The sequence below is a fragment of the Bradyrhizobium sp. B120 genome, assembly GCF_049075665.1.
Taxonomy (GTDB): Bacteria; Pseudomonadota; Alphaproteobacteria; order Rhizobiales; family Xanthobacteraceae; genus Bradyrhizobium.
Genome location: NZ_CP185242.1, coordinates 1,951,064 through 1,977,231, shown reverse-complemented (window position 1 = coordinate 1,977,231; position 26,168 = coordinate 1,951,064). Strand labels below are relative to the sequence as shown.

Genomic DNA, 26,168 nt, shown 5'->3' with positions numbered 1-26,168 from the left:
GTGGTCCATGCCATTAACTCGTAAGGCGCGCGGGCTTTTCCCTTGCCGATGCACTCGACCTCCGGCGCATGTAACGCATAGACCTTGGGGCCGCGCTGATGCTGATCCTGGCTGCGCACCCGCTGCGCCAGATCGAGCAGCGGGCCGAAGCGCGCTTCCAGCACCGCATCGCCATCAATCTTGCGGCGGATGTCGCGGATGATCCGGCCAAGCCGCGTCCGCAGGAACTTGAGTTGGCGCCGGGCGCGCTTGAACTGATGAGCGTGGGTATAGCGGCCGACCATGATGGCGGCGCGCTTCGCCAGGCGCAGATAGCTCTGGCGCAGCGGCACACGGTTGCGCTTGGCGAACCCGACGAGCTTGGTGATGGCCCGATGCATCAGCCGTGCGTCGGTCGGATGCGCAACGGCCTTGGGCTGCACCGTGGTATCGACCACTACCCGCTCCAGGTCGTTAGGACCAATGGCGCCAGTCTTGTGTGCCACCGACAGACTTTCCTGGATCAGCGCGACGAGCTGCTCCTCGCCGAGCCGCTGGCGCCAGCGCGTCATCGACGATCGATCGAACGGCAGCCGGTGGCAGAAGCTCAACTCGCCGCAGAAGTATTGATAATAGGGGTTCTCGATCCAGCGGGCGCACAGCACCTCATCCGAGAGATTGTGCATGTGCTTCAGGATGAACAGGCCGGCGACAAGCCGCGTCGGCAGGCCTGGTTGCCCCGGACCGGTTTGGCACACCGAACCAAAGCGGTCATCCAGAAACTTCCAGTCGATCAGCGCCGCCAACCGCACCAGCGGGTGGCCCATGTCGATGATTTGATCAAGCGCCGGAAGCAACAGGTCTTTCTGGCGATCATCCCGCGGTTTGCTCATCGCCGTCCCCAATGCCGATGACCCGCCGTTAGGGAATCACGAATCGCTCGAAAGCAAAATCCCAAAACGCAAGAAACCGCGGCCCAACAACCGGCTTTCCTGCAAAATCGAATACTTTAATGAGACAACTTCTGCTTACCCATCAGGCCGATCCGCATTCTTCACGGACGACTCGTTGGCTTGGGTAGATGATCCGGTGTGGGATCACTCAGTATATTCCAAGAACCGTCTGCTGACCAGTAAGAAGCGTTCCCGAAGCTCGAAGCCTTTTCCACGCCGAATGCATGCTGGTTGACGTCGCTCCGTAGGTCGCTGAGCCGAGAGATCAGCTTCTCTCGTGTTCGCTCTTGGGCGAACGCGATTTGATCGGTTAGCGGGATTGACGATGGAGGTATCCGGTGTCGTTGGCGATGCGGTGGAGCGTTCAAAGGTCATCGATTGCGGATTCCGATGAAGTCGCCCAGGCGTACCGATATGAAGTCGCCCGTGGATTCCGAGACGATGTCGCCCACCTTTCCGATTTGATCTCGCCCGGGGGCGAGGCGTTCTGGCCGATTGGTTCTCTGGCATCGGTCAAGCCGCGAGGTCAATCTGGAATCGCAACTTGAACCTGTTTCTTCTTCTGCTGTTGCTGTGGGCATGTGGGCAACGCGATTGCGTTGTCCAAGCGCAGCGGCATGTCCACAGCGCCACGGGCTCAGGTCTTTCGGGCGGATGACGGGGTTCGGCGCAGGCTCTCGCCGGTGAGGTCGAGCCGATGGGCGTTGTGGACGAGGCGATCGAGCACGGCGTCGGCGTAAGTCGGATCTCCAATCAGCACGTGCCATGTGTCCACGGGGAGTTGGCTGGTGACGAGGGTGGAACGATGACCGTAGCGATCTTCGAGGATTTCCAGGAGGTCGTGACGGGCGCCGGCGTCGAGCGGCTCGAGCCCCCAGTCATCGAGGATCAGCAGATCGACACGGCCGAGCCCGCGCAATAGGCGCGGGTGGCGGCCATCGCCGCGGGCGAGCGCCAGATCGTCGAACAGACGCGGGACGCGCTGGTAAAGGACAGAGCGATTGTCACGGCAGGCCTTGTGGCCGAGCGCCGAGGCGAGCCAGCTCTTGCCGACGCCGGCCGGGCCGCAGATCAGCAGGTTGACGTGGTCGTCGATCCAGCGGCCCTCGACGAGGCTGGCGAACAGCGGGCGGTCGAGGCCGCGCGGGGTGCGGTAGTCGATGTCCTCGACGCACGCCTGCTGGCGCAGCTTGGCGTAGCGCAGGCGGGTGGCGAGCCGCTTGTCGTGACGCAGCGAGGCTTCACGTTCGAGCAGCAGCGCGAGCCATTCGGCGTGACCGAGGCTTGCGGCCTCGCCGGTTGCTTCGATGTCGGCGAAGGCCTTAGCCATCCCGTGAGGCCGAGGGCGTTGAGGCGATCGAAGGTCGGATGAGTGAGCAAGGGATGGTCTCCTAATTGTAGTAGCGCGGTCCGCGGATGTTGGCATGCAGGATCGGCGCATCGTCCGCGGAACGCTGGTGAGCGGGACGCCGATCGAGATTGTTGGCGAGGATCGACTTGACCGAGCCATAGGTGCGTGCGCCGATGTCGATCGCCCGCGCAGCCGCAGCGTCGAGGCGCTCGCGCCCGTAGGAGGCGGCAAGCCTGAGAATGCCGAGGCAGGCGCGGAAGCCTTGCTCGGGGTGCGAGCGCTCGTCGAGAATGAGGTCGCACAACGCGCTGGTCGCCGGCCCGATCGCGGCAGCGTCCTGGCGGATGCGTGCGATGGTCCAGCCGGCATAGCGCCGATGGCTGGAGGCCATGTGCTCCGGCACGGTGGCGTGTTTGTGATTGCCGCTCATGCGCTGATGCGCGGCGATCCGCTCGCCCTTGTGGAAGATCTCGACGGTGCGGGCCGTGAACCGCACCTCGAGCTCGGCGCGGGCGAAGCGATGCGGCACGCTGTAGTAATGCTTTCGACGTGGTAATCGAGACTGACGCGGCGGATCCGCCACTCGGCGAGCACGTAGGAACTCGCCGGCAGTGGCTTGAGCGCCGGCCGGTCGACCTCCTCGAGCAGCCGGCGGCGTGTCACGCCGAGCCGCCGGATCGGCCGCTCCTCGTTGAGCCTGGTGAGCAGCTCGCCGATCGCCGTATTGACCTCGGCGAGGCTGTAGAAGGTGCGATGACGCAGGCGGCCAAGCAGCCAACGCCCGACGATTTGGACGCCGACTTCGACCTTGGCTTTGTCGAAAGTCGCCAACTGCAGGCTGTGTAGGTACGACCCGCCAAAAGGTGCGGATCACTCATCCTTTCCATCCGCTGTGCGGCCGCATGTTCGAGCCGATCTGCCGGCAGCGACATTGGGGCGAGGATCGTGTGGTCTACGTCGGCGAAGATGGGAGGCTTTGCACGATCGCAAGCGCGTTCACCGATATCGATCCGGTGGACGAGTTCCAGCGGATTGCGGAGGGCAGAGCCGCTTTTCGCACGGTGGACTTGCTGTCCTTGTGCGACGCGCTGGATCGGCTCGCGCAGCAGCTTCGAGCAACTGATGTGTAAAGGCAATTACGCCTCCATTGTAAATCAAATCATGCCGCTGCGCAGGCCTCATCATGACATCTAGTCTCATTTTCTTGCCGCCAATCACCGCATCTAGCGCTAGACCGGCGGTTGACAATCTACATATAGAGGCGTATTTTTATTTACGTGCCCCCGAGGCGAGACATGGCGAAGGCAAGAAAGCGGGATTCGAAGAGCGAGGCGCTGGCACGAGACGGCGTCCTCAACCCCAATCCCGAGGCCGTTCGCGACATTGCGTTCACCGGCAATCCGTTCTTCGATGCCGCGGACCTGGTCCAGGTCCGCTACGAGATGGTGCGGCGTCATCAGATCGATGGCATCGCCATTACCGAGGCCGCGGCGGCGTTCGGTGTTACGAGACCCACCTTCTACAAAGCTCAGAGCGCATTGAAGACCAGTGGGCTCGCCGGTCTGCTGCCAAGCCAGCGAGGCCCCAAGGCCGGCCACAAGCTGTCTGGCGAAGTCATTGCCTTCGCTACAGAACTCAAGACGGCAAAGCCCGAGCTGGCGACGTCTCAATGCCTCGAGGCGATCGAGTCACGCTTCGGCATCAAAGTGCACAGGCGCAGCCTCGAGCGAGCGCTTGCGCGCAAAAAAAAACGAATCATCCATCCAGCGTGATTGTGGCATCGGCGCAGGCAGCGGCGGTCTACGAGGAGCTGCGTACCGCGATCCTATCAGGCAAACCCGCCGCAACTCCTGGTCTCGGCATTCTTCGCCGTCAAGGTTTGGCCGCCTGGATGCGGGCGCTTGGGCACGAACCTCGTGCCGAGGCGACTTGCCACCACGCCCCCGAGCCATCGTCTTCCGCCAAGCCCGATCTGTCGCCGCCGGCACAGGAGGTCACCCGCCTCATCGCCGGCATTCTTATCTCCCTCGCTATGGAGCCCATGCATGCCTGAGCACAAGGTCACGGCCGACCATCTCAAGCGTGATGCGTACCTTTATGTTCGTCAGTCCACGTTGCGGCAGGTCGCCGAACATGGCGAGAGCACGCAGCGCCAATACGCGCTGCGCCAGCGCGCAATTGCAGCGGGCTGGCCGATCGAACGCATTCATGTAATTGATCGCGATCTCGGCAAATCCGGATCGAGCACGACCGCACGCGACGGCTTCCAACAGCTCGTGAGCGAGGTGGCGCTCGGTAAGGCTGGCATCGTCATGGGCCTGGAGGTCTCGCGATTGGCGCGTAACTCTGCGGACTGGCATCGCCTGATCGAACTGTGCGCGTTGACTGCGACGCTCATTCTCGATGAGGACGGCATCTATGATCCAGCCGGCTTTAACGATCGCCTTCTGCTTGGCCTCAAAGGCACGATGAGCGAAGCCGAACTGCACATCCTCAAAGCGCGCATGCGTGGCGGCCAGCTCAACAAGGCCCGTCGCGGCGAGCTGGAGATGAGGCCTCCGGTCGGATTGGTGTACCGAACCGACGGTACGGTCGGTCTCGATCCGGATGCTCAAGTACAGAATGCCATCCGGTTGGTCTTCGAGACCTTTGAGCGGACCGGAAGCGCCGTCCAGACAGTCCGTTTCTTCCGGGAGCAAGGCCTGCAGTTCCCGCGCCGATTGCGGACGGGCGCGAACAAAGGCGACCTTTTGTGGGCGCTTCCGCAGCATTCAAGGATCTTGCAGGTGCTGCACAATCCCCGTTATGCCGGCGCCTTCGTCTATGGGCGTACGCGCACACGCCACCGGCCCGACGGCGGAACCAGCGTCGTGAAGATTCCCCGAGCGGATTGGCAGTTCGTCATGCCCGGCATGCATCAGGGTTACATCGACTGGGAACGGTTCGAAGCAAATCAACGGCGCCTTGCGGATAATGCGAGCGCATTCGGCGGTGAACGATTCTCTGGGCCGGCGCGCGAGGGGCCGGCGCTGCTCCAGGGACGCGTGCTCTGTGGCTTGTGCGGCGACCGCATGGGTGTGCATTACAGTCGCGAGCATGGCAATACGGTCCCGACCTATGTGTGCCAAGAGAGTGCAGTGCGCCGCGCCGGGAAGACCTGCCAAACGGTGCCTGGCAAGATCATCGATCCAGCGGTCGCCGGGTTGATGATCGAGATGATGACGCCGATGGCGCTGGCGGTCACTCTGGAGGTCCAACGCGAGCTTGAGGCGCGAGTCCGCGAGACCGATACCGCACGTCGCCAGCACGTCGAACGACTGCGCTACGACGCCGAACTTGCCCGCCGGCGCTACATGAAGGTGGACCCCGACAATCGTCTCGTCGCCGATGCGCTTGAGGCGGAGTGGAACAACAAGCTACACCGTCATGCCGAAGCTATCGAGGAATATGAACGTCGCAACAAACAGCAGACTGCGACGCTCGCCGCTGAGGTCCGCCAGCGTATTCTCGGTCTTGCCGAGCAGCTGCCGCAAATCTGGAACGATCCGCGCGTCGACTTCCGTGAACGCAAGCGCATCGCGCGCTTGCTCATCGAAGACGTGACCTTGATCAAGGCGCAGAAGATCATTGCTCATGTGCGTCTGTCCGGCGGGGCTACGCGCACATTGGAGCTCGAGCGACCGCTGCCAATCGCCCAGCTGCGCAAGTTCAAACCCGAGCTTGTCGCGGCCGTCGATCGGCTGCTCGATCAGCATTGCGACCGCGAGATCGCTGAGATTTTGAACCGAGACGGATGGCGCACCTGGGAAAGCAAGCCCTTCAATCTGAAGAAGATTGCCTTCATCCGCAGTGCCTACAAACTGGCGAGTCGATACGATCGACTGCGCCACCGTGGTATGCTCACGACGCGCGAGGTCGCAGCGAGGTTTGGCATCGCCAAAACCACCGTGCAGGAGTGGGGCCGTCAGGGACTCATCAAAAAATGCTACGCTGACAGCCTGAACCGTGGGCTCTGGGAGATCGCATCAGATACCATTATCCTTAAAGGCCGTGGCGGCCGCCGCTCCCGCAAACCGCAAGCAACACCTATCACCGCGCAACTGTCAGGATGAGGTGCAATATGAAGCAATCGCCTTGTCGCGCGGACGATACGGTCGCGCCGGGACGATGGCGGTGCGGTAATGGCGGGCGAGATCGGCATAGGTCCGGTTGACCATCGGCTCGTGAAAGCAGGCCCGGGTTATGCCAGCCTTCAGATTATCGCTCACCGTCTGCCGCGTCGTGCCGCCGAAATAGGCAAAGGCCCGAACGTGCGAGGCGATCCAGTCCGGCCGGCTCTGGGTGAGGCTGGCTTCGGCGTAGGTGTAGTTCGAGGCGCCGAGCACGGCGACGAAGACCTGCCGGCTCCGCACCTCGCCGCTGAGCCCGTCAACCGCCTCCATTAGTCGGCGAACAGCTTCTCGCCGGCGACATTGACCTGGCGCAGGGTCGGCTTGAGGCGGCCGGCTTATTCCTTGTAGCGTTCGCAGAACCACGCATAGCTGGAGCTGCCGGAGTTCGCGTCGCAATGCTCCTCCCACAACAGCATCAACGTGACGTTCGGACGCCGCAGCTCGCGATGCACGAGCGCCCAGTCCGGATGCGGGCGCTCGTCGCTGGGCCGATCGGAAGGCGGCGGAAACAGGCGGTTCTCGAGCCGGACGTCATCATCCAACTCCGGCGGCAACGGCCAGGTCAGGCCGGCGCGGCGAGTTCGATGAGGTACTTGCTGACCGTGCTCCGGGCTAGGCCCAGGCTGCGGGCAACGGCGCGTTGCGACATGCCGACGCTGTAGTGCAGGCGTAGAACTTCACGAATGTGGCGCATGGACAGTCTCTCGGTCGGCATCGTGATCCTCTACGGTTAGGCAAAAGACCAAGCTACCCGGGTTGCAGACTGTCAGCGGTGCACGCCTCCTGGTTGCTCCCGATCGCGATCGCTGGAAATAGCGATCACGATCAACTGGAAATGGTGATCACGATGCTCTGGAATGAGTGATTACGATGCTCTGGAATGAGTGATCACGATGGCCTGGAATACTGGAGGCTTCAAATAGGTCCCGCGTCGCAGATCTCGCCGCAAGTCCAGCGCGGGACCTATTTGAAGCTGGATTGAACGAAGCCGCGTCTTGTGAGCGCGGACCTATGGGGGCTCGATCTAGGCGCCGGTAGGCGCGATTGATCCGGTGTCGGGCCCGCGAGCGAGGGTGGCCGCAGATTGTCGCGGATGTTGGCAGCAAAGGATGCCGCCGTCGATAGCGTCGAACGGCGCGTCAAGCCCAGGCGGCTGACTATCGCCCGTTCGCCGGGCGTTGTGAGCATGCTTGATCGTTCCGACGGAGAACGTCGGCAGGACAGCGCGTGCAGTGGGAGCGAACGATCGAGGTCGTCGGTCATGATGTATCGCAGCGAGGTGCTGCGCGTCGCTGAGTTGGCGCACGCGGCACAGGCCCAATCTCGACCATGCGGCCTCCGCAGATGGGGCACAAGTCGAGGCGGTGACCAAGGAGGATGGCGCAGCGCTCACGATAGTCGACAGCTTCGGCAGGCGGAGGTGGCTGCGGCGCCTGAAGCGCCGCTCGGATGCGCGCAAGTTTGGCGGCGCGACAGGCGTTCGCCAGGAAGCCAAAATGACGGATGCGGCGGAACCCCTTCGGCAATATGTGGAGCAGAAAGCGACGAATGAACTCCTCAGTGTCGAGCGTCATCACTTTGGATTTGTTGCCGGCGCGATAATCCTTCCACCGAAAGCGGACGTGGCCCTGCTCACAGGTAAGGAGCCGGCCGTTGGCGATCGCAACGCGATGGGTGTAGCGCCCGAGATAGGCCAGAACCTGTTCTGGTCCGCCGAAGGGACGCTTGGCGTAGACGACCCACTCGATCTTGCGGAGGGCGTTCAGATGGCGGCTGAATGCTGCCGGTTCGACGAGGTGCGCGAGGTGGCCGAAGAACTGGAGCTTGGCGCTATCGAACGCCGCCTGCAGGCGCTCCAGGAATAGCCGACGATACAGTCGTGACAGGACGCGAACGGGAAGGAAGAAGCCGGGGCGACAATGAACCCAGCTTCCATCAGGGGCGATCCCGCCGCCCGGCACGAGGCAATGGGCGTGCGGATGATGCGTCAGGGTCTGGCCCCAGGTATGGAGAATGGCGATCATCCCGGTCTCGGCACCGAGATGCTTCGGGTCGGCGCTGATGAGACGGATCGTCTCGGCTGCTGCCTTGAGCAGGATGTCGTAGACCACCGCCTTGTTCTGCAGCGCGATGGCGGCCACCGGCGCCGGCACGGTGAAGACGACATGGAAATAGGGGACCGGCAGCAGGTCGGCCTGGCGCTCGGCGAGCCATTGGGCGCGCGCGAGCGCTTGGCACTTTGGACAGTGCCGATCGCGACAGCTGTTATAGGCGACGCGGACCAGGCCGCAGTCGTCGCACCGCTCGACGTGGCCGCCGAGCGTCGCTGTGCGACACGCCTCGATGGCCGCCATCACACGGCGCTGATCGGAGGACAGCCGAGGACCTTGCGCGGCACGGAACGCAGCGCCGTGGCGACGGAGGATGTCCGCCACCTCGAGCACGGGGCGCATATGCGCAGCTCAGTCGGGTGGGATCACCCTGACGGAGAGTCCATCGAATGGGCTGGTCGTGCGGGCGAGCAGATTGGTCGCAACCTGAGCGTACCGCGCGGTCGATCCCAGGTTGGCATGTCCGAGCAGAACTTGAATGATGCGAATGTCGATCCCGCTTTCCAGGAGATGGGTCGCAAACGAGTGCCGGAGCGTATGGACAGTAATCGGCTTGGCAAGCCGAGCGCGGCGGCGGGCGGCGCGGCAGGCCGCCTGGACGCAGCGGACGCTGACATGTTCACTTGGGTCTTGGCCTGGAAATAGCCACAGCCCCGGTCGGGCTCGCATCCAGTACGTACGCAGAATCTCCAGCAGTCGCGGAGAAAGCATCGCGTAACGATCCCTGCCGCCCTTGCCGTTCTCGATGTGGATCAACATTCGCTTGCTGTCGATCGAGCTCACCTTCAGGCGGACGACTTCACTAACCCGTAAGCCAGCCGCATAAGCCGCCGCCAGCACGACGCGATTGCGCACCCCTGTAACCGCGTCCAGGAAGCGTTCGATCTCTTCGGCACTAAGCACGAGCGGGAGCTTGTCGGGCTTCTGGCCACCGATGATCCGCTCGAATGCCTCCGTCTGCCCGAGTGTGACGCCGTAGAAGAACCGCAGCGCGCAGGCCACCTGATTGATGTGGGACCACGAACGCTTTTGGCCGATGAGATGCAGTTGGTAGGCGCGGACCTGCTCGAAACTCAACCGGTCCGGAGCGTAGCCGAAATGGCGGCTAAACTTTGCGATCGCATAGATATAGGATTGTTGAGTCCACGGCGACAGATTGCGGACTGTCATGTCCTCGATCATGCGCTGCCGAAGAGGGCTTATCGTAGCCATCTGGGTCTCCTGTCTTGAGAGGGGTGGTGCGAAGACCAACATCCTCTCAGACAGGACACCTCAGTTCAGCAGGCTTGCCCCCACTCCCGCGTAGCGGGTTCGTTCAATCCTGGGCGACATCGACCGGAATCCGCATCATCGATAGTTCGCGCGCATCAAAACACGCGGCTGATAGCATCTAGAGGATATTTTGAGGCGTTCGGAGGCTCGGAGCGAGGTCCATTGACAAAGCGACACTTGTCAGAACAGCTCGCCCTACCGGGGCGGCGTGCTGCAGCCAGCTATATTGCAATAAGCTGTGACTTGCTTTGTGAGCCGTTGAGGGTTCGAGTCATTTGAGCGATACTACCTTTCTTCACGATCGACCAGCTTGCGCTACGTTCTTCAATCATTCGCTTGATCCGCTACGCGAGAGACCGGGCCTAGCTCGGCCTTTATCCGAAGATGAGATTGCGGCAGCATGTGCATCGCCTACAGCTCCCTTGTATGGGGATTTAGTTTGTCAAGCTGTCAGCCCCTCTTTCTTGAATCCCTGACGGCCAGCGCATGGGCCAAAAGGCCGGGGTCGATCGACCGCGAGGATGAGCCGCGCGTTGGCCCGATCAGGCACTGAGCGAGCAATCCGGGGGAGTCTGCCATTGGCGCAAAGCATCTCGCCGCGACCTTGTATTCGGTTGGATCCGTATGGGACCCGGACCATGAAGCAGTCAATGGCTTCAGCAGCAAGGGTCCGAGGCGGCGGACCCATTCTGCCGACGGCATTTGGAGCCATGGAGTTGTTCGGGTCACCGCCACCTCGAATCGCTACGCGTGGCCTCGTCGCGACAGTCGACCCGCCGCGCGACGACCATGCCGCGTGTTCAGATCATCTGCCATAGCGCGACGCCCGCCGGGATCTCGCCGATGTTGCCATCCGCGTAACGCGATGAGCAGTTTGCGGGCGAGTGCCACGATCATCGTTGTCTTGCGCGCGCCCTTCGGGCCGCCGGTCCGCGCTTGGTACCACTGCGCAAGCGCGCTGTTCCTCTGGAATCTCAAGAACCGCCAGGCGAGTTGGATCAGGCCACGGCGCACGCGGGCATTGCCCGCCTCGGCCAATCCTTCCTCCTGTCGCCGTCTGCCACTCTCGTCAGGCGAGCCCGTGAGGCCTACATAACGGGCCACCGCTCGCCGGTCTCGAAGGTTTCGGGACAACACCTCCTGAACCAACATGTCCGCCGTTTCCAGGCCGACGCCGATGACGCGGGCCAACAGGCGCACCATGGCGTGTGGCCTCGCCGGCGCTCGTTCCAGGCGCGCAAGGCGGGCCCGTTCGATCACATCGATTTGTTCTCGCACCACCGCGAGCCGAACCACGTCGCGTCGGATCTTGTCGAGCGTGTTCGCTGGAATCGCCCCCCTCCGGCGCGCGCAAGGTGTCGAGCCGCAGGGGCGCCTTGCGCAACGTCGGTTTGAACCCGCGGATGCCGAGCCGGGCCAAGGCTTCCTTCATCCGGTTGATGATCCGCGTGCGCTCACCGACCAGGCTTTCCCGTTCACGGTTCGGACGTTTGGCGTCCTCTTGCGCAAGCGTTGGGATCGCCTCCATCCGGCAGTGTCCGTGCCCGCCGCTCAGCCATCCCAGGAACACACGCATGAGCATCGCCGTATCCAGCCTATCGGTCCTGGCTCGGCGATGCTTGCATGACAAAACACGCTGGTTGAGTGAACAACGTGCGCCTCGATGTCGCGAGCCTGTAGCCACCGCGCCAGCCAGGACCCGCGCGGCCCGCCTCAAACGCGAGGGCAATCCGACTAAATGGTCGGCCGTGAAGAATCTCCCAAGTCCTTGAGCGGGATTCGATTTTCTGGTCCCAACGACATTTGAGTTTGCCGGGTTTTGGGCGTTGAGGTCCCAAAAGCTTGCAATTTCATCTTTTGGATTCCCTCGAATCGAGGGGCGTGATTCCATGGTCGCATCGGAGGGGACGATGCGACCCAAGGAACGACGGGACGGCGGACAGACCGATCTTCTACGCTCTCGGCTGGACGCGATCATCGATATGAACCATGCACTGGTGAAGCTGGCGCGGACGATCGACTGGTCGTTCCTCGAGCAGAAGTTCGGCACGGTCTACGAGGATAAGCCGGGCCGGCCGCCGTTGCCGACCCGCCTGATGGCGGGCCTCGCCATCCTCAAGCATACCTTCGATCTCTCCGATGAGGTCTTGTGCGAACGCTGGGTGGAGAACCCCTATTACCAGTTCTTCTGCGGCGAGGAGTTCTTCCAGCACCGCCTGATGTTCGACCGCTCCTCGCTGACGCGCTGGCGCCAGCGGATGGGTGAGGAGAAGCTGCAGGCGCTGCTGCAAGAGAGCCTTTCGGTCGCCACCAGGACCGAGGCGATCAAGCCAAGCGACCTCAACCGCGTCATCGTAGACACCACGGTGCAGCCCAAGAACGTGATGTTCCCGACCGATGCCCGGCTTCTCAACCGCGCCCGCGAGATCCTGGTCCGGCTGGCAAAGCGGCATGGCGTCAAGCCCCGCGGGTCACTTCAAATTCCTCCGGGTATGGTCAGTCAAATTCCTCCACCCGCGAGGCAGGACATGGTGATTGTTAGTTTGCCTTTGTTTCCCGGGCAAGAGTTTCAGCGGCCTCTTTGAGCCGATAGCTGCGTCCGTCGAACTCAAGCAGATGGCAATGATGCATCAGGCGATCGAGGATCGTCGTGCTCATGGTGTTGTCCCCCAGGTATGTCCCCCAGTCCTGCACGACGCGATTGGAGGTGACGATGACGCTGCGGCGCAGTTTGTAGCGCTGATGGATCAGGGTCTGCAGCAAGGCGCCGGCGTCGTCAGGGATGGCGCGTGCGAGGAACAGATCGTCGAGCACGAGGAGATCGCAGTCGATGATGGTTCGCAGCCGGACCTCGCGTTGTGCCGGGGAGTTCATGGCGTAGCGGTGGAAGAAGTCGTCGGTCTCAAGATACTGGACCTTGTGGCTTTGCAGGATCGCCTGATAGGCAATCGCCTTGGCGATGTAGGACTTCCCGGTGCCAGGTTTGCCGACAAGCAGCGCGTTCTCGCCAGCGGCAATGAACGCCAGGGTGTGGAGCTGGAAGCAGGTTTGGCGCGGCAATTTGGGATTGAAGGACCAGTCGAACTCGGCGAGCGTCAGCTTTTCGTCGAGCCCGGATTGCTGGTAGCGGCGCTCGATGAGGCGGGACTGACGACGGTCCAGTTCGTCCTGCAGGATCAGGGAGAAGGTCTCGAGGAATGGCTGGTTGGCGCCCTGCGCCTGCAGCACGCGCGTCTGCAGCGTGTCGCGGACGCCCGACAGGCGCAGCTGTCGCAGGCAACGTTCAATTTCCGGCATGGTCATCATGTGGCTGGGTCTCCAGTTTGAGGTGAGAAGATGCAGCGGGAGCGCTCGTGGCGCCGGAGCTGGCCGGGGTTGCGCAGGCGACACGAGCGCGGCTGTCGTGAGCCTCGGCCTGCCGGCCATTGTCGCCGGCATCGTGCCGCACGGCACGGCTGAAGAGATCGCCGTATTCGGCCGGGGCACGGATCAGCGGATGATCCTGGGTGAGCGGCGATGCCGGTTGTGGCGTCGCTCCAACCTGCTCGATAGCCTGTTCGAACAACCGCTCGACGGTCGCACGCACGTGCTTGTAGCGGTAGATGCGGTTGTCGATGGCGTGCGCACAGGCTTGCTCGACCAGCCGTGCCGGATACTTCCGGCTCAGCCCGACAATGCCCCACATCGCGCGCTGTCCGGGGCGTCCCTCGGTGTCGAACACCTGCTGGCACAACGCCTTGGTCTGCGGCCCGATGCGCTCGGCGCTCGCCAGCAACACGGCGGTTTGCCGCGACGGATTGAACGGCCGTTCGTTGGTTGGCAGGACGACAGAGCCGGGGTGCGTCATCCTGGAATGAACACGCAGCAGCGCACGGGTGTGGCGATCACGGATCTCGATCGTGGAGGCGTAGATCCGCACAACGACCTGGCTGCCGATGGGCGCGGGTCGCGCGGCGTAATAGCTGTTGTCGACGCGTACGGTGGTGTCGTCGCAGACGGTCCGAACGACCTCGGTGAAGATGCGGAAGGGCGCGACAGGCAGCGGCCGCAGGTGAGGCTTCTCCTCCTGGAACATGGCCTCGACCTGACGACGCGTGCTGCCGTGGATGCGCTTGGAGGCCCAATTCTCCTCCCAATGCCTCAAGAACTCGTTCTGGGCTTCCAGCGTCTCGAAGCGCCGTCCAGCCAGCGCGGTGCCCTGGGTATGTTGAATCGCATTCTCGACGCATCCTTTCCGATTGGGGTCGGCCACCCGCGCGGGATCGGCGACCACGGCGTAATGAGCCAGCATCGCGCTGTAAATCGGGTTGAGCTCGGGCTCGTACAGATCGGGCTTGAGGACACCTTCCTTCAGGTTGTCGAGCACGACATATCTGACAACGCCGCCAAAATACCGGAACGCTTCTTCGTGAAGCTGCGCCCAGACTTGCTGGCTGGATTGCCAGACCACTCGCCGGAAGCTGCGCCGCGAGTAGCGCAGCGTCATCACGAACAGGCGGGGACGGCGGTACCGGCCGCTCCTGGGATCGATCGTCAGAGCGCCCTCGCCATAGTCGACTTGAGCCTCCTCGCCGGGGAGGAACTCAAGTCGATCAAACTGCTCGGGATCGCTGTGGCGCAACGTGCGGACAAACCGCTTGACGCTCTGGTAGCTGGACGGAAAGCCAAATTGATCGACCAGGTCCTGGTAAATCGCCTGCGCATTCCGCTTCAGGCGGACCTGTTCTTCGATCCACGTCCGATGCGGCTCGCAAGCCGAACGGGCCAGGCTGCTGATGACCGTCGCTTCCGATGCCCCAAAAGCCGGTGGTCGGGGTGGAGGAATTTGCCCGTCCTCGCTCACCGGGCCGGTGGTCACTTCCCCGGGGGAATTTGCCTCCGCACCAGCCCGCAGCGCCCGGTAACGCCGGATCGTCTTGCGATCGACCCCCGTCAACCTGTGGATCTCGCGCTGGCTGGCGTTGCGATCGAGTAGCGTAAATACCGTGCTTTGCAGGTGTGGCTTCAAGACGTTCAACTCCCCGGTCCCTTGCTGGCTAAAGGGACCGAAAATAAACGTCCTGCCTGACCGGCTACCGCTGTTCAGCGGCGCTGACGGCGATCATCAGGTGGGGGAGTTTCAAGTGACCATACCCGGGGGATTTTGAACGACCCACGGGGCGTCAAGCTGCGCCAATCCTATGCGCGGGTGGGTAAGTTCGCCCTGATCAAGCATCAGCGCTATGCCCACGCCAAGCAGTTCAAGCGCGCCAACCGGGCCTTGAAGACGCTCAGAACCTATCTCGGTCGCATTATCCGCGACACTGCCCGCAAGATCGAAGGCCGCACCGATTTGCTCGGCGAGATTGTCCTCGGACGCATGCTGGCGCTGGCCAGACGGGTGCTTGACCAGAAGCAGCACCAGCGCGGCCCCAAGGTCTACTCGCTGCACGCGCCGGAAGTGGAGTGCATCGGCAAGGGCAAGGCGCACCGGCCTTACGAGTTCGGGGTCAAGGTCTCCGTCGCCACCACGCTGGCGTCAGCCTGCGGCGGTCAGTTCGTCACCCATGTGAAGGCGCTGCCCGGCAATCCCTATGACGGTCATACGCTCAAGACCGTGATCCCGGACATGGAGGCGCTGATCGGCAACATCATCGAGCGCCTCGTTCTCGACAAAGGCTATCGTGGTCACAATGCGCCGCCCGAGTACAAGTTCAGGGTCTTCATCTCAGGCCAGAAGCGGCGGGTAACCCCAAAGATCAAGCGCGATCTGCGCCGCCGCTCGGCCGTCGAACCGGTCATCGGCCATCTCAAATCCGAGCATCGAATGGGCCGCAACTATCTCTGGCACCGCCAGGGCGACGCCATCAACGCCGTCCTCGCCGCCGCCGGCTACAACTTCCGCCGCCTCATCCGATGGCTGGCGCTCTTGCTGCGCCAAATCCTCCTCCAGCTCACCGCTCGACCGCAGCTCGTCTCAGGTTGAAATCAGAGTTCTTCACGGACGACTAAATGTCCTGCCAGCCTCAAGGCCTCCACCCACCAACGCTCCAACAGCCGCAGCAGAGCGACCGTCTCCGGTTCCTGCTTCTTCACTGGTTCGCGATCGACACCGGAAATCAATCCAGCGATGAGCCAGCTGGCCTCGCTCAGCTCAACGACCACCGTCGGAGAGGATTTTGATCAAAGGAAACAAGGGAACGGCTCAGATCGCTGACTTGGCTCATGGGGGACCTCCATCCGTTTCATCGAAGGGCGGTGGCACCATTTCACGACCTCGCCGCCCTCCCCATAGCTTCTGCCGCAACCTGCGAGCGCAACCTCGTCGAGCGCTTCTTCAACAAACTCAAGCACCTTCGCACCATCGCAACACGTTACGATAAGCTCGCGAGAAACTTTCTTGTCGGCATTGGCCTCGGCTATCGTTTTGCTTAACTAGACTAAAGACAGGCTCTAGCCCACGCGATGGAAACGGCGCCCCCAGCGGTCACGCTACTCGAGGCGGTCCATCTTCTCGATGCCCAAGTGGATCAGTCCATCCGGCGAGGACCGCTCGTGACCGTCGCGGCGGGATCGATGTCCTTCGCCCGGCTCGGCCCCCTATCAAAAGGAGAGCATTCGCCGGATCTGGTGCAAGGAGCGGCCTCAGGCCCTTGGCGCACGGCAACGCGCACGTTCAATGTCAGCACAAGACAGATATTATGGGAGAGATCGATGTCCCTGCCATGGAAAAGATCGTTTCACTGCTTTACGAAGAGCTCTCGCTCAACATTTGCCAACGCTTCAACACCGTTTTCGGTAACCCGTACCGACTCGCTGATACTGTAGGTTGGCTCACCATTATTCGTACCATCACCGGTCCACATCCCGCATAGCAAGTGGAAACACATACCCTGCCGGAGCTCGACCTCATTCCCCCGCTCAAAGCTTAGCGTGTATTCGCGCCAAGTAGGCGGATAGGCCAGACCAATAGAATATCCGATCCGGGAAAGCTTTTTATAGCCACTGCGCTCCAGAACGCGTTGCCATGCCGCCCAGACGTCATGGCACGTCGCGCCGGGCCTTGTAGCGGCTCGTGCCGCTTCCCAACCCTCCAGAACAGCATTTGCCAACCGGGCCAACCCGGCACTCGGCTCACTAAGACTTATCGTACGCGCAATTGCGGAATGGTAACCCAAATAGCAACCGGCCAATTCCACTGTTGTGCTGCTGCCATGTGGAATTATGTCGGTCGTCCATGGGGAATGAGCCAGACCTGCGTGCTTTCCAGTCAGAACGAACGGACCGGCAGCCGGCAAGCTACCACCGAACTCGCCGGCGCCTTCGACCTGCGCTTGTACGATCCGGGCAGCGAAGTCGCTCTCCCGCATTCCCGGCGTAAGCGAATCGATCGCAACGTTCATGACGTTCTCAGCTATCTTTCCAGCGCGGCGCATAAACTCAATCTCGCGCGGCGTCTTTGTCGTCTTAATCCAATTGATCATGAAGCCGACATCCACCCATTCGACTTCCGGAATGTTCTTCTGCAGAGAGAAACACGCCCGTGGCGTGAAGTAGAAGGCGTCCCCCTCATATCCAACTCGGCCGCGGTTCCAGCCCCGCTTCTTGATCTCGTTTGCGACGATCTCCATTGCCTTCTGAGAATTGTCCGCATAAGCGTCCACATAGCCAACGATATTGCCGACGGAAAGCCAAGTTGAAGCTTCGGCACCGGCAGTGTCCAAGCCACGCCCGATCCAAACAGGCTCAAGATCCCCGCCCGGCAAAAGTAACGCTTGAGGATTCTGGTAGCTTAAAGCGTCATATCCCGAGATATAGTTCATATTCGCCGGGTTTGACACGACAAGCAGGGATAATCCCCGGTCATTCATCTGCTGACGCAGCTTCGTCAGACGTTCCCGGTATTCTACAACAGGAAATGCGGGTGCCATGCCTCCAGCTCCTTGTGGCTAGTAAGTGGCTAGCTATTTTTTAGGGAACAAAACGTACTGCATCGTCTTCAGAGACCGCATGAGACAGCCCTGCAGGTCTCGATTCCCCTCGTCCCCATTCCACCCGCTCGTTCCACGTGAGCCGAGGTTATGATCATGGAAAAATCTTAGCCTGGATCGAAGCCCGTTTTCTTCGGATTGGCGTCATAGACGCCGAAATTGCTCGCCCGAGCCCCACAATCTGAGGCCTTTATGCGGTCGGGCTTGGCGGTGGCCGGGAATAAATAACCGGATCGCAGTGCGGAACAGGGTGTTTGAGCACATCAAAGCGAATAAAAATCGTTTCGTAAGCCGCTTGGTCGATTACCCGAGACACTCGAGCATAAGCAATTATAAAATTGGCGTCGGCAAGGTTGCCGTACTTCTCGTGTGCATGCTGAGCCGCTTGGGACTCGAAGCAGAATCCATTCCAACGTCCGGGCACCCGATAGTGCGGGGCCATTTGGAGCTAGTACCCGGAACCAGAGCTGAGTGATACGGCGGCCTTTGAAACGGCGTTGACGGACCTTTTTTCTTGGTCCAGACGAAGGGCTCGGCTTTGTCGTTGTACGCGTTGACGTAGGCATCGATGTGTTCCTGAAGCTGCTTGAGGCTTCTGAAGGAGGTGCCGCTAAGTGACTGCCCGTGCAAGATCGAGAACCAGACCTCGACCTGATTGAGCCAGGACGCGCTTGTCGGGGTGAAATGAAATTGCACGTTGGGGTGGGCCGTGAGCCAGTGCTCGTTTTTCTTGTGGGTGTTGAGGTTGTCGAGGATGACGTGAAGCTTTCGGCCCGGAAAGGCCGCGGTGACGCTGTTCATGAAGTCGAGAAACTCGACGCGACGACGGCGAAATGAGCCGCGATGATCTTTCCGGTGGCGACTTCGAGCGCCGCAAACAATGTTGTGGTGCCATGCCGCTTGTAATCGTGGCTCTGGCCGGTCAAGGCGTGGCCATTGGGCAACTTTAAATAACCCTGCGCTCGCTCCAAAGCCTGGATCGAGGGCTTCTCGTCCACGCATAGCTGTGGCGCAACGGGAGCAGCGCCTGAACGTTGGCGCGCTGTTGGTGCCAGAGGCTGAGACGACCGGTGCCTGAGATCGTGAGGCCTTAACGGCTCGCCGCCATCAAGGCCGGCGAGCTTGCGGACCTCAGCAAAACCGTTTTGCAGACCCGTCGCCGAAAGGCGGTTGCCACGGGAGCTGAGGAAAAGGGCTTGGTCCTTGGCCGTGGGAAAAGCAGCATCGCGCTCACGCACATATTGACGAAGGTCGTCGTGTGAACCGGGATGAGACGGTCCTTGCGGAACTTCGTCTTCCGAACGAGGAGAATCCCGCTGGCCAGATCGACGTCGGTACGATCAAGCCTCACCACTTCGCCCGATCGCAGTCACGAAGCCGCCAACAATCCGATCACCGTCGCCATCGTCCGCCCCTTGAGAGGGGTCCGTGGCGAAATGCGGTCGTATGCGTCGATGAGCGACGCCAACTCTGCCTCGCTGAGGATACGCGGCGGCGGAATCGCCCTGGATCTGGGGGAAGCTCCGCACCCCAAGGCCTCGGTTCGGGCGTCATAGACGGCGAGATACTCGTAGAATCGGCGAAGGCGCCGTGACGAGTGGCGCGGCCGTTGGCGGCGCCGCCGAACGACAGGACGAAGTCCAGCGCCATCGTCCGGGCGGCGGGCCCATTGAGCTGAGCGCGCTCACGTAGCGGACGAAAGCCCGCAGCTTGGGGCGGAGCTGATCGGCGATCTTGCGCCACTGCGCCTTTGAGGCTCGGCATCGTCCTCGGCGAACGCAGTGGCGATGAAGGCGGAGACGACGCGCCGCCCGCTTTTGCCGGCATGTGCCAGCGCGTTGCGCGTGAAGTGCACGCGGCAGCGCTGCCAGGTGGCGTTGAGCACCTTGCTGACGGCGGCCTTGATGCCCTCATGGGCGTCGGAGACCACCAGCTTGACGCCGCGTAGCCCGCGACGGGCGAGCTTGCGCAGGAACGCCGTCCAAGAACGTCTCGGCCTCAGACGGGCCGTTGTCCATGCCGAGCACCTCGCGCCGGCCATCACTGTTGACGCCGACGGCGACGATCACTGCAACCGACACGATACGACCATTATGGCGCACCTTCAGATAGGTGGCGTCGATCCACAGATACGCCCAGTCGCCCTCGATCAGCCGGTCGAGGAAGGCTGTCACCTTGTCGTCAATCTCGGCACAAAGCCGGCTCACCTGGCTTTTGGAGATCCCGCTCATGCCCATCGCCTGCACCAGATTGTCCACTGAGCGGGTCGAAACGCCCTGCACGTAGGCCATAGGCGGCGGCGTGTTTCCGCCTCCACAGGGCTATTGTCGCGGCATCGCAGCTCTTTATCGCCGTTGGTCGCTGATGAAGTGATCACGGGTTGCCTTGAGTGGCAGCTGAAGCAGTAGCAGCAGCAACAGTAACAGGCTAGACGTCACCACAGGAACTTCCACCGATGCGGCCACTGCTCGCTGATGACGAATGGAGAAGCCACACGTCGAACTTAGCGCGACGGTACCTCGTTCGACCAACCGCCGAGCAGCTGCAATGAACGCCGGCTCCAGCGCCGGGTCGCCATAGACCACGTTCTCAACCCGACCTCTTGCCACGGTTTCGACAATCACAGGAAAATCGAAGCTATCGGGATGCAATATCGCGCCGGGCACAGGCTTGGTTGGCGTAGCGCCACGCAGCGCGCCCCTCTTCAATGTCGAGAATTCCAAGTGAACGTAGATTTGGTGAGATCATGACGAAAATCCTAGCTTCGAGGCCCTTCCTTCGGTTTTGCGCGGAGGGCTGGCGAGCTTCGCGCCAGGACGTGAGATTTTCAAAGCTCGACCTCAATCCCCAACGTTTGCGACCCAAGAAAAACCGCCGCGTGCCAAAGGCCGAATCCCGCTCACCGGCTTGAGCATCTCACGAACGACGGCTTATACCTGCTGAATGAATCGGTTTAGGGGTCGCTTGAGACCGAGGTTCTCTCTTAGTGTCTGTCCCGAATATCCGGACCTGAATTTACCCCGTCGGCGCAATTCCGGAACGACAAGCTCAACAAAATCCTTGAGTCCGCCAGGAACGGTCGCTGGTATTACGTTGAATCCGTCGGCCGCACGTTGATCAAAAGCATCCACCATAGCGTTGGCAATTTCTTCCGGTGTTCCAGCCACCATGAAATGACCCTTGCTATCCGACACCAAGCGGATCAATTGTTTCCAGGTCAATTTCTGGCGTGCGGCGAGGTCGATGAGCAATTTCTGGCGGCTCTGGATTGAGTTAGTCTGCGGTAAATTCTCGGGCACCAATGAGTCGAGATTGATTGAACGTAGGTCGACGACAGATCCTAGCCAAAGATTGGCCGCCCCAATTAGAACGTCGATGTGCGTATAGGATTGTAGCCTTTTAAGCTTCTCAGATGCTTCTTGCTTGGTCCTCCCAACGATCGTGACGATGCCCGGCATAACTGACACCTGATCGTTCTCCCGCCCAAGTGCGCGCACTTTCTCCTTGAGAATTTCATAGTATCGTTTACCGTTTTCTAAAGACGGTTCGGCGGTGAATACGACCTCAGCGACTTCTGCAGCGAACGCAATTCCAGCATCGGATGCGCCAGCCTGAACCAAGACTGGGTAGCCTTGCGGCGGTCTTGCGGTGTTCAGCGGGCCCCTGACTGAAAAGTGCTTCCCTTGGTGATTAAGCAAATGCAGCTTGGTAGTATCGACGTAAATACCTGTCTGCTTGTCGCGAGTAAAAGCGTCATCCTGCCAAGTATCCCAAAGCCCCTTGGTAACTTCTACAAATTCCTTCGCTCGAGCGTAGCGAGAGTCATGATCTGGAAGTTCTTTATCACCAAAGTTTTGGGCTTCGGAATTCATTGCCGAGGTTACAATGTTCCAGGCCGCGCGTCCCCGCGATAAGTGGTCAAGTGACGCGAACATCCGTGCAAGATGGTAAGGCTGATAGTACGTCGTCGTGGCTGTCGCGACAAGGCCGATGTCTTGTGTTCTCGATGAAAGCGCCGACAGCAGCGTAATTGGTTCAAACCCATCGTTGCGACTTACACGAGCGATGGCTGCGTGGTCATCTATTACGCCTTGGCTATCGGCGAGAAATACGAAGTGAAACGCCGCACATTGGGCAAGCCTTGCCAGGTAAGCATAATAGTCGATGTCAACTGCGCCATTCTCCGGCACGCTCGGATCGCGCCATGCACCTTCGTGATATCCTGCTCTATGGAGATACAGTCCGAGCTTCATTTGACCATTGCGTTGCATGACGAACCTCCATCTGAATCGCTATCGTTGTACACCAGCTATTCCGTCGTGTTCATTGGCCCCAAAATGATGCTGCGCGTGCTTGGCCCTCGCAGATAAGTACCGGCCGTCCGATACTGATCAGATTCATCGGTGACATGCTCTGTGCTCTTGATCAATTACCAAAGTTGGTAGCTGATCGGAAAAAATGTTGGTACGCCGCGCTATAGGCGGCCCAAGAGTGGCAGTTGAGCCCTTATAATCTCAAGAGTCGGTCGACGGAAATGTGCGCAACCGGCGTTGGCCGCGAGGAAACCCGCGCAGCTCGACTCGCTTGGTTCTCAAGATCTGTAGTCTCCGTAAGAGAGCCAAGCGCTTCTCGCGGACTCGTGACCTAGAGAGCAGATTCCGATCAGATTGAACTATATCCTGCGGCCAGGAAGTAGTTGGCGCATTCATTAGGGGTGAATGCTCGGTAGGGTCGGCGATTGCGACTTGGAGGGCGTCGACGGTCCTGGCGGCGGTTTTGCGCAGGCTCGACTTGAATTTGACAAAAGCGTTCTCGATTGGATTGAAGTTGGGCGAGTATTGCGGCAGCAGAAGACTGGCGCCGCAGGCCTCGATTGCGGCCCGGACGGCGGCACCTTTATGTGCCGGCAGGTTGTCCATCACGACGATGTCATCGGGATTGAGAGTAGGTACCAGCACCTGGTCGACATAGGCGAGGAAGGCGACGGCGTTCATCGGTCCGTCGAGGGTCATCGGCCCAGTCAGGGCGGTGCAGCGCAAGGCAGCGGTAAAAGTCGGCGACGGCGTTTTGAATGAGCCGCGATGATCTTTTCAGCGACGACTTCGAGCGCCGCAAACAACGTTGTGGTGCCATGCCGCTTGTAATCGTGGCTCTGGCCGGTCAAGGCGCGGCCATTGGGCAACTTCAAATAACCCTGCGCTCGCTCCAAGGCCTGGATCGAAGGCTTCTATTCGCGCTCGCTTCAAATCGCGCTGCAACGTCACCGGCGAGCGACAACACGCCTCAAGCACCTTGCGATCTTTCCGCGAAAGGTGGACTTCTCTTCCAAGCACCCCTTGAAGACGAAAAGCAGTGCATCCTGGTGCTGATCGGCGCGACGCCGGAAGACCGCAAGGAACTGGTCGGCTTCACCGATGGCGCCCGCGAGAGCACGCACCACTGGCGCGATCTGCTGCTCGAGCCGAAGCGGCGCGGGCTCGACGTGCCGCCGCGGCTCGCCATCGCCGATGGCGCACTCGGGTTCTGGAAGGCGGCCGGCGAGGTCTGGCCGAAAACGCGCGAGCAGCGCTGCTCGGTGCACAAGACCGCGAATGTGCTCGCCAAGTTGCCGAAGAGTCAGCAGCCGAAGGCCAAACGCGCGTTGCAGGAGATCTGGATGGCCGAAATCAAGGCCGCCGCCGAGCTAGCGTTCGACGCCTTCATCCGGGTGCGATGCCGATCCAGCACGGCTTCATGCTCCCAGCGCTGGACAGTGCGGGTCGGCGTTTTAGCCGAGAGGCAGCGTGAGCGTAGCGCGCAGGCATCACAGTCGGACTTGCGACTGACATACCTGACCTCGATCCGGTTGCCATTGGTCTTGCGCCCCTCGGTCGGGCGCAGCAGCTTGCCGGGTGGACAGCGATAGACATCGGCATCGGCCACGTAGACAAACGCTTCATGGCTGATGCGATCCTCTGCTTCGAGCCGCTCGGTTCGCTTAGCCTGCGGAACGTAGGCCACGATTCCGTCCTCCTCGCAGGCCTTGAGCGTGTCGCCGTTGTAAGAGCCGTTATCGGCAAGCGCCGTCAGCGTCGCGACGCCAAGCTCGTCCTTTTGCGGCCTTGAACGTTATGCCCGCCACCACCTGGCCATTCTTCGACAACAGGCGGGCGTCTGCGTCGGTACGCGACAACTGCGTCTGACCGCTCTCCTCCAGTCGTGCCAGATCGGCCTGCAAGTTTGCGCGTTTGGCCATCAAGGTCGCCACCTTTTGCGCAACGTCCCCCCTGCCCTCGCATCCTGCCCTGCAGCCGGGCGTTCCACCTCGGCACTGTCGTTGGCCTCGAGCGCAGCACCATAGGCCTCAATCGCCTGCTCGATCTCAGCCAGCCGCTTGGCGAGCTTGCGTTGCGTCTTGATGCTCGCCTTGCTGGCGTTGCCGTCAAACAATGCACCGTCGATCGCCACAACATCTCCGCCAAACAGACCGAGTTCGCACAGCATCAGCACGACCTCCCGGTTTACCGCCTTGAGCGCCTTCCAGTTCTCCTGACGGAACTTGGCATTGGTGCGATAGCCGGGCACAAGGTGCTTCATCAGCCGAATCAGTTCCAGATTGCGAACAGCCTCGCGCTTCAGGCTGCGCGATGACCGGATCTGGTTGAGGTAGCCATAAAGATAGAGCTTCAGCAGGTCGGCCGGGTCGTAAGGCGGCTGTCCAGCACCGCCACCCGATCCGGCATGGCGGAAGCCAAGATTCGAAAGATCAAGCGCTGCAACGAAAGCTTCGATCGCTCGAACCGGATTGTCGCCAGCCACATAATCTTCCACACGCGGCGGCAGAAAGCTGGTCTGATCCCAGCTGACACCGGTCTTGAAGGTACGATTTGTCATGCCAAATCGTACCTTCATTTGCCGAAACAGAGAATCTTGCCCAGTCCCTACACCAGATCAGTTACCGTTGATTGTTCTCGCAGCGCTTCCAAGGCGATCGCTGCCTTCAGCGCCGCATCGATTTTCCGTCTTGTCTTCTTCATGGTCCGCTCCGTTTATCAAAACGGAACGGCATCCGCACCACCTAAGCCGCCGGTCCAAAATCCGGGGTCCACTTCAGCGTTGATAGCCGGCCACGGAATGGACGACGCTATTCTGCGCGCCAGCGTCTACGCCGCGGCGGGTGCCGACGCGATCCTCATTCACTCGCGCAGCCTGTCTCAAGACGAGTATGTCGGCACAACCCTGCGCGAGAAGTTCGGGCTAAATGAGCTCGCGAGCGCCTTCGCCCGTCCAGTCGGGCGAATCGCTTGACCTCTCACAAAATAAAGCTCGGAGATACCCGATCTGAGCGCCGCTTGATTGCACCTTCTCTCAGGCGAACTAAAGTGCTGGTCACGTCGGCTGAGCAGCACCTGTTTGGGCAGAGTTGGAGCGCATCCGGGTGTGGCTAGGCCAATCCGCAGTGGCGGCGCCTCGCGCGAGAAGCTGTGCTCACGAACTTGGCTGCCCGATTCACCACGACTTGCACATCTTTGGTGGCTATGCCCAAAACGAAAGGCAACTCGTTGCTATTCTCGGGAGTTAGATCACTCCCGATCCCCCCCGCTGAAAGGTCAGACCGCCGTTTCAACCCAGCACAGCCGTCTCCGTTAATTCGGTAACTCGGATCTTAGCTCTCCGGCCAGTCGTTCTAATTTCTTCAGCAGCACTTGCCAGAGCTGCTCGGAAAATGCGTGCGTGACCCGGCCGATCATGATGGCGACTCGGCTTGAGGTGACAGTGGAGATGTGGAATTACGTTGCCGAGCAACTCGAAATTCATCTTGATCGGCTTTCGCACGCGCCCGAGCGCTAGCCCGGCATCGACCATGTCTTCGGTGAGGGCGCGCCGCACGGTTTTATCCAGGTCGTAAAGTTCTACTGCGTGTCGATTAAGCAGCAGGATACTATAGCCACGCACGTATTGATTTGCGCCAAGAAAGCAACGCGAGACACGAAGCCGCGCCACTTCGACTGGATAGGTCGCACGCGTTGCTTCGTCCCAACGGCAAAACTCGCATGAGGTCCCGGAGATACGGGCTTCCCAGCGCGCATCAAGGTTCCAGCCATTCCCGGCAGGCGATCCGTTTCGATTTGGGCTATCGGAGATCGGATGAAGTTCATTCAGGCGACAACCGCGGGAAACAGGCAGCTGGTCTATCTGAACGGGGAGCGCATTAGCGCCATCGTCAAAAACACAGGGAAGGTCGGCGGTAAGTCGCGGCTCTACACTTCCGTGGACAACGAGACGCTTCATCTCGAAGAGGGGCCTCACGAACTCCTCCGCAAGCTCGGTCTGGATTCACTCTAGATCAGATGAGCCGCCGCCTCGAAGCACGCGGCGCG

General features: G+C 60.9%; 17 protein-coding genes and 11 pseudogenes. 8 read left to right on the top strand and 20 right to left on the bottom strand.

Annotation, left to right across the window (positions count from 1 at the left end; genetic code table 11):
- Positions 1–17: 17 nt before the first annotated feature.
- The 3 pseudogenes from ACOIX3_RS09345 to ACOIX3_RS09335 all read right to left on the bottom strand — a co-directional run.
- Positions 18–872: pseudogene (locus tag ACOIX3_RS09345) on the bottom strand (IS5 family transposase); the annotation flags it as partial.
- A 697-nt stretch (positions 873–1,569) separates the two neighbouring features.
- Positions 1,570–2,312, bottom strand: a pseudogene (istB, locus tag ACOIX3_RS09340) (IS21-like element helper ATPase IstB).
- Between the two features lie 11 nt (positions 2,313–2,323).
- A pseudogene (locus tag ACOIX3_RS09335) lies at positions 2,324–3,153 on the bottom strand (Mu transposase domain-containing protein); the annotation flags it as partial.
- A gap of 32 nt (positions 3,154–3,185) precedes the next feature.
- Between ACOIX3_RS09335 and ACOIX3_RS09330 the strand changes: the two are divergent.
- From ACOIX3_RS09330 to ACOIX3_RS09320, 3 genes are all read left to right on the top strand, one after another.
- Positions 3,186–3,413, top strand: a complete 228-nt coding sequence (locus ACOIX3_RS09330) for a DUF5372 family protein (protein WP_420969442.1) — start codon at positions 3,186–3,188, stop codon at positions 3,411–3,413.
- A 165-nt stretch (positions 3,414–3,578) separates the two neighbouring features.
- Positions 3,579–4,055, top strand: a complete 477-nt coding sequence (locus tag ACOIX3_RS09325; protein ID WP_420969441.1) for a helix-turn-helix domain-containing protein — start codon at positions 3,579–3,581, stop codon at positions 4,053–4,055.
- A 273-nt stretch (positions 4,056–4,328) separates the two neighbouring features.
- Positions 4,329–6,395, top strand: coding sequence for a recombinase family protein (locus ACOIX3_RS09320; protein ID WP_420969480.1), 2,067 nt, complete (start codon positions 4,329–4,331; stop codon positions 6,393–6,395).
- Here the strand turns inward: ACOIX3_RS09320 and ACOIX3_RS09315 are convergent.
- The 6 genes from ACOIX3_RS09315 to ACOIX3_RS09290 all read right to left on the bottom strand — a co-directional run bounded on the left by ACOIX3_RS09315 (position 6,387) and on the right by ACOIX3_RS09290 (position 11,041).
- Positions 6,387–6,725: a DDE-type integrase/transposase/recombinase gene (locus tag ACOIX3_RS09315; RefSeq protein ID WP_420969479.1), complete on the bottom strand. Its 339-nt coding sequence runs from the start codon at positions 6,723–6,725 to the stop codon at positions 6,387–6,389. The genes ACOIX3_RS09320 and ACOIX3_RS09315 overlap by 9 nt on opposite strands.
- A 65-nt stretch (positions 6,726–6,790) precedes the next feature.
- The gene (locus ACOIX3_RS09310; protein WP_420969477.1) at positions 6,791–6,997 is read right to left on the bottom strand and encodes a hypothetical protein; all 207 of its coding nucleotides are present in this window, start codon (positions 6,995–6,997) and stop codon (positions 6,791–6,793) included.
- Between the two features lie 20 nt (positions 6,998–7,017).
- Positions 7,018–7,149, bottom strand: coding sequence for a helix-turn-helix domain-containing protein (locus ACOIX3_RS09305; protein WP_420969476.1), 132 nt, complete (start codon positions 7,147–7,149; stop codon positions 7,018–7,020).
- Positions 7,150–7,714: 565 nt separating this feature from the next.
- Entirely contained in the window at positions 7,715–8,908 is a 1,194-nt protein-coding gene (locus tag ACOIX3_RS09300; RefSeq protein ID WP_420969475.1) for an IS91 family transposase, read from the bottom strand.
- A gap of 9 nt (positions 8,909–8,917) precedes the next feature.
- Complete coding sequence (locus ACOIX3_RS09295; RefSeq protein ID WP_420969474.1) at positions 8,918–9,778, bottom strand: tyrosine-type recombinase/integrase; 861 nt, start codon at positions 9,776–9,778, stop codon at positions 8,918–8,920.
- Positions 9,779–10,582: 804 nt separating this feature from the next.
- Positions 10,583–11,041, bottom strand: a complete 459-nt coding sequence (locus tag ACOIX3_RS09290) for a transposase (protein ID WP_420969473.1) — start codon at positions 11,039–11,041, stop codon at positions 10,583–10,585.
- Positions 11,042–11,748: 707 nt separating this feature from the next.
- Here ACOIX3_RS09290 and ACOIX3_RS09285 point away from each other — a divergent pair.
- Positions 11,749–12,312: pseudogene (locus ACOIX3_RS09285) on the top strand (transposase); the annotation flags it as partial.
- Between the two features lie 64 nt (positions 12,313–12,376).
- On the opposite strand, the gene istB (ACOIX3_RS09280) reads toward ACOIX3_RS09285, so the two are convergent.
- Together istB (ACOIX3_RS09280) and istA are read right to left on the bottom strand one after the other, a co-directional pair.
- On the bottom strand, positions 12,377–13,144 hold the full coding sequence (gene istB, locus ACOIX3_RS09280; protein WP_420969472.1) for an IS21-like element IS1631 family helper ATPase IstB: 768 nt from the start codon (positions 13,142–13,144) through the stop codon (positions 12,377–12,379).
- Positions 13,122–14,891 carry an IS21 family transposase gene (istA, locus tag ACOIX3_RS09275; RefSeq protein ID WP_420971695.1) on the bottom strand — a complete coding sequence of 590 codons (1,770 nt, stop codon included), beginning with the start codon at positions 14,889–14,891 and terminating at the stop codon, positions 13,122–13,124. The genes istB (ACOIX3_RS09280) and istA overlap by 23 nt, the downstream gene beginning before the upstream one ends.
- Positions 14,892–14,996: 105 nt before the next feature.
- On the opposite strand from istA, the pseudogene ACOIX3_RS09270 reads away from it, so the two are divergent.
- A pseudogene (locus ACOIX3_RS09270) lies at positions 14,997–15,803 on the top strand (IS5/IS1182 family transposase); the annotation flags it as partial.
- Positions 15,804–16,557: 754 nt separating this feature from the next.
- Here the strand turns inward: ACOIX3_RS09270 and ACOIX3_RS09265 are convergent.
- The 7 genes and pseudogenes from ACOIX3_RS09265 to ACOIX3_RS09235 form a co-directional block, all read right to left on the bottom strand.
- Positions 16,558–17,748, bottom strand: coding sequence for a M24 family metallopeptidase (locus ACOIX3_RS09265; protein WP_420969471.1), 1,191 nt, complete (start codon positions 17,746–17,748; stop codon positions 16,558–16,560).
- 524 nt (positions 17,749–18,272) lie between these two features.
- Positions 18,273–18,812: pseudogene (locus tag ACOIX3_RS09260) on the bottom strand (IS630 family transposase); the annotation flags it as partial.
- Between the two features lie 108 nt (positions 18,813–18,920).
- A pseudogene (locus ACOIX3_RS09255) lies at positions 18,921–19,046 on the bottom strand (integrase); the annotation flags it as partial.
- Between the two features lie 468 nt (positions 19,047–19,514).
- Positions 19,515–20,096: pseudogene (locus ACOIX3_RS09250) on the bottom strand (IS256 family transposase); the annotation flags it as partial.
- A 642-nt stretch (positions 20,097–20,738) separates the two neighbouring features.
- Positions 20,739–22,079, bottom strand: coding sequence for an LLM class flavin-dependent oxidoreductase (locus tag ACOIX3_RS09245; RefSeq protein WP_420969470.1), 1,341 nt, complete (start codon positions 22,077–22,079; stop codon positions 20,739–20,741).
- Between the two features lie 391 nt (positions 22,080–22,470).
- A pseudogene (locus ACOIX3_RS09240) lies at positions 22,471–22,886 on the bottom strand (transposase); the annotation flags it as partial.
- Positions 22,859–23,035, bottom strand: a pseudogene (locus ACOIX3_RS09235) (IS630 family transposase); the annotation flags it as partial. The pseudogenes ACOIX3_RS09240 and ACOIX3_RS09235, both read right to left, overlap by 28 nt.
- A gap of 93 nt (positions 23,036–23,128) precedes the next feature.
- On the opposite strand from ACOIX3_RS09235, the pseudogene ACOIX3_RS09230 reads away from it, so the two are divergent.
- Positions 23,129–23,512, top strand: a pseudogene (locus ACOIX3_RS09230) (transposase); the annotation flags it as partial.
- On the opposite strand, the gene ACOIX3_RS09225 reads toward ACOIX3_RS09230, so the two are convergent.
- Both ACOIX3_RS09225 and ACOIX3_RS09220 read right to left on the bottom strand, forming a co-directional pair.
- Positions 23,425–23,730, bottom strand: a complete 306-nt coding sequence (locus ACOIX3_RS09225; RefSeq protein WP_420971694.1) for a transposase — start codon at positions 23,728–23,730, stop codon at positions 23,425–23,427. The pseudogene ACOIX3_RS09230 and the gene ACOIX3_RS09225 overlap by 88 nt on opposite strands.
- 312 nt (positions 23,731–24,042) lie before the next feature.
- Positions 24,043–24,681, bottom strand: coding sequence for a transposase (locus ACOIX3_RS09220; protein WP_420969469.1), 639 nt, complete (start codon positions 24,679–24,681; stop codon positions 24,043–24,045).
- 240 nt (positions 24,682–24,921) lie between these two features.
- Here ACOIX3_RS09220 and ACOIX3_RS09215 point away from each other — a divergent pair, with 240 nt between their 5' ends.
- On the top strand, positions 24,922–25,095 hold the full coding sequence (locus ACOIX3_RS09215) for a hypothetical protein (RefSeq protein WP_420969467.1): 174 nt from the start codon (positions 24,922–24,924) through the stop codon (positions 25,093–25,095).
- 840 nt (positions 25,096–25,935) lie between these two features.
- On the top strand, positions 25,936–26,133 hold the full coding sequence (locus tag ACOIX3_RS09210; RefSeq protein ID WP_420969466.1) for a hypothetical protein: 198 nt from the start codon (positions 25,936–25,938) through the stop codon (positions 26,131–26,133).
- Positions 26,134–26,168 lie beyond the last annotated feature (35 nt).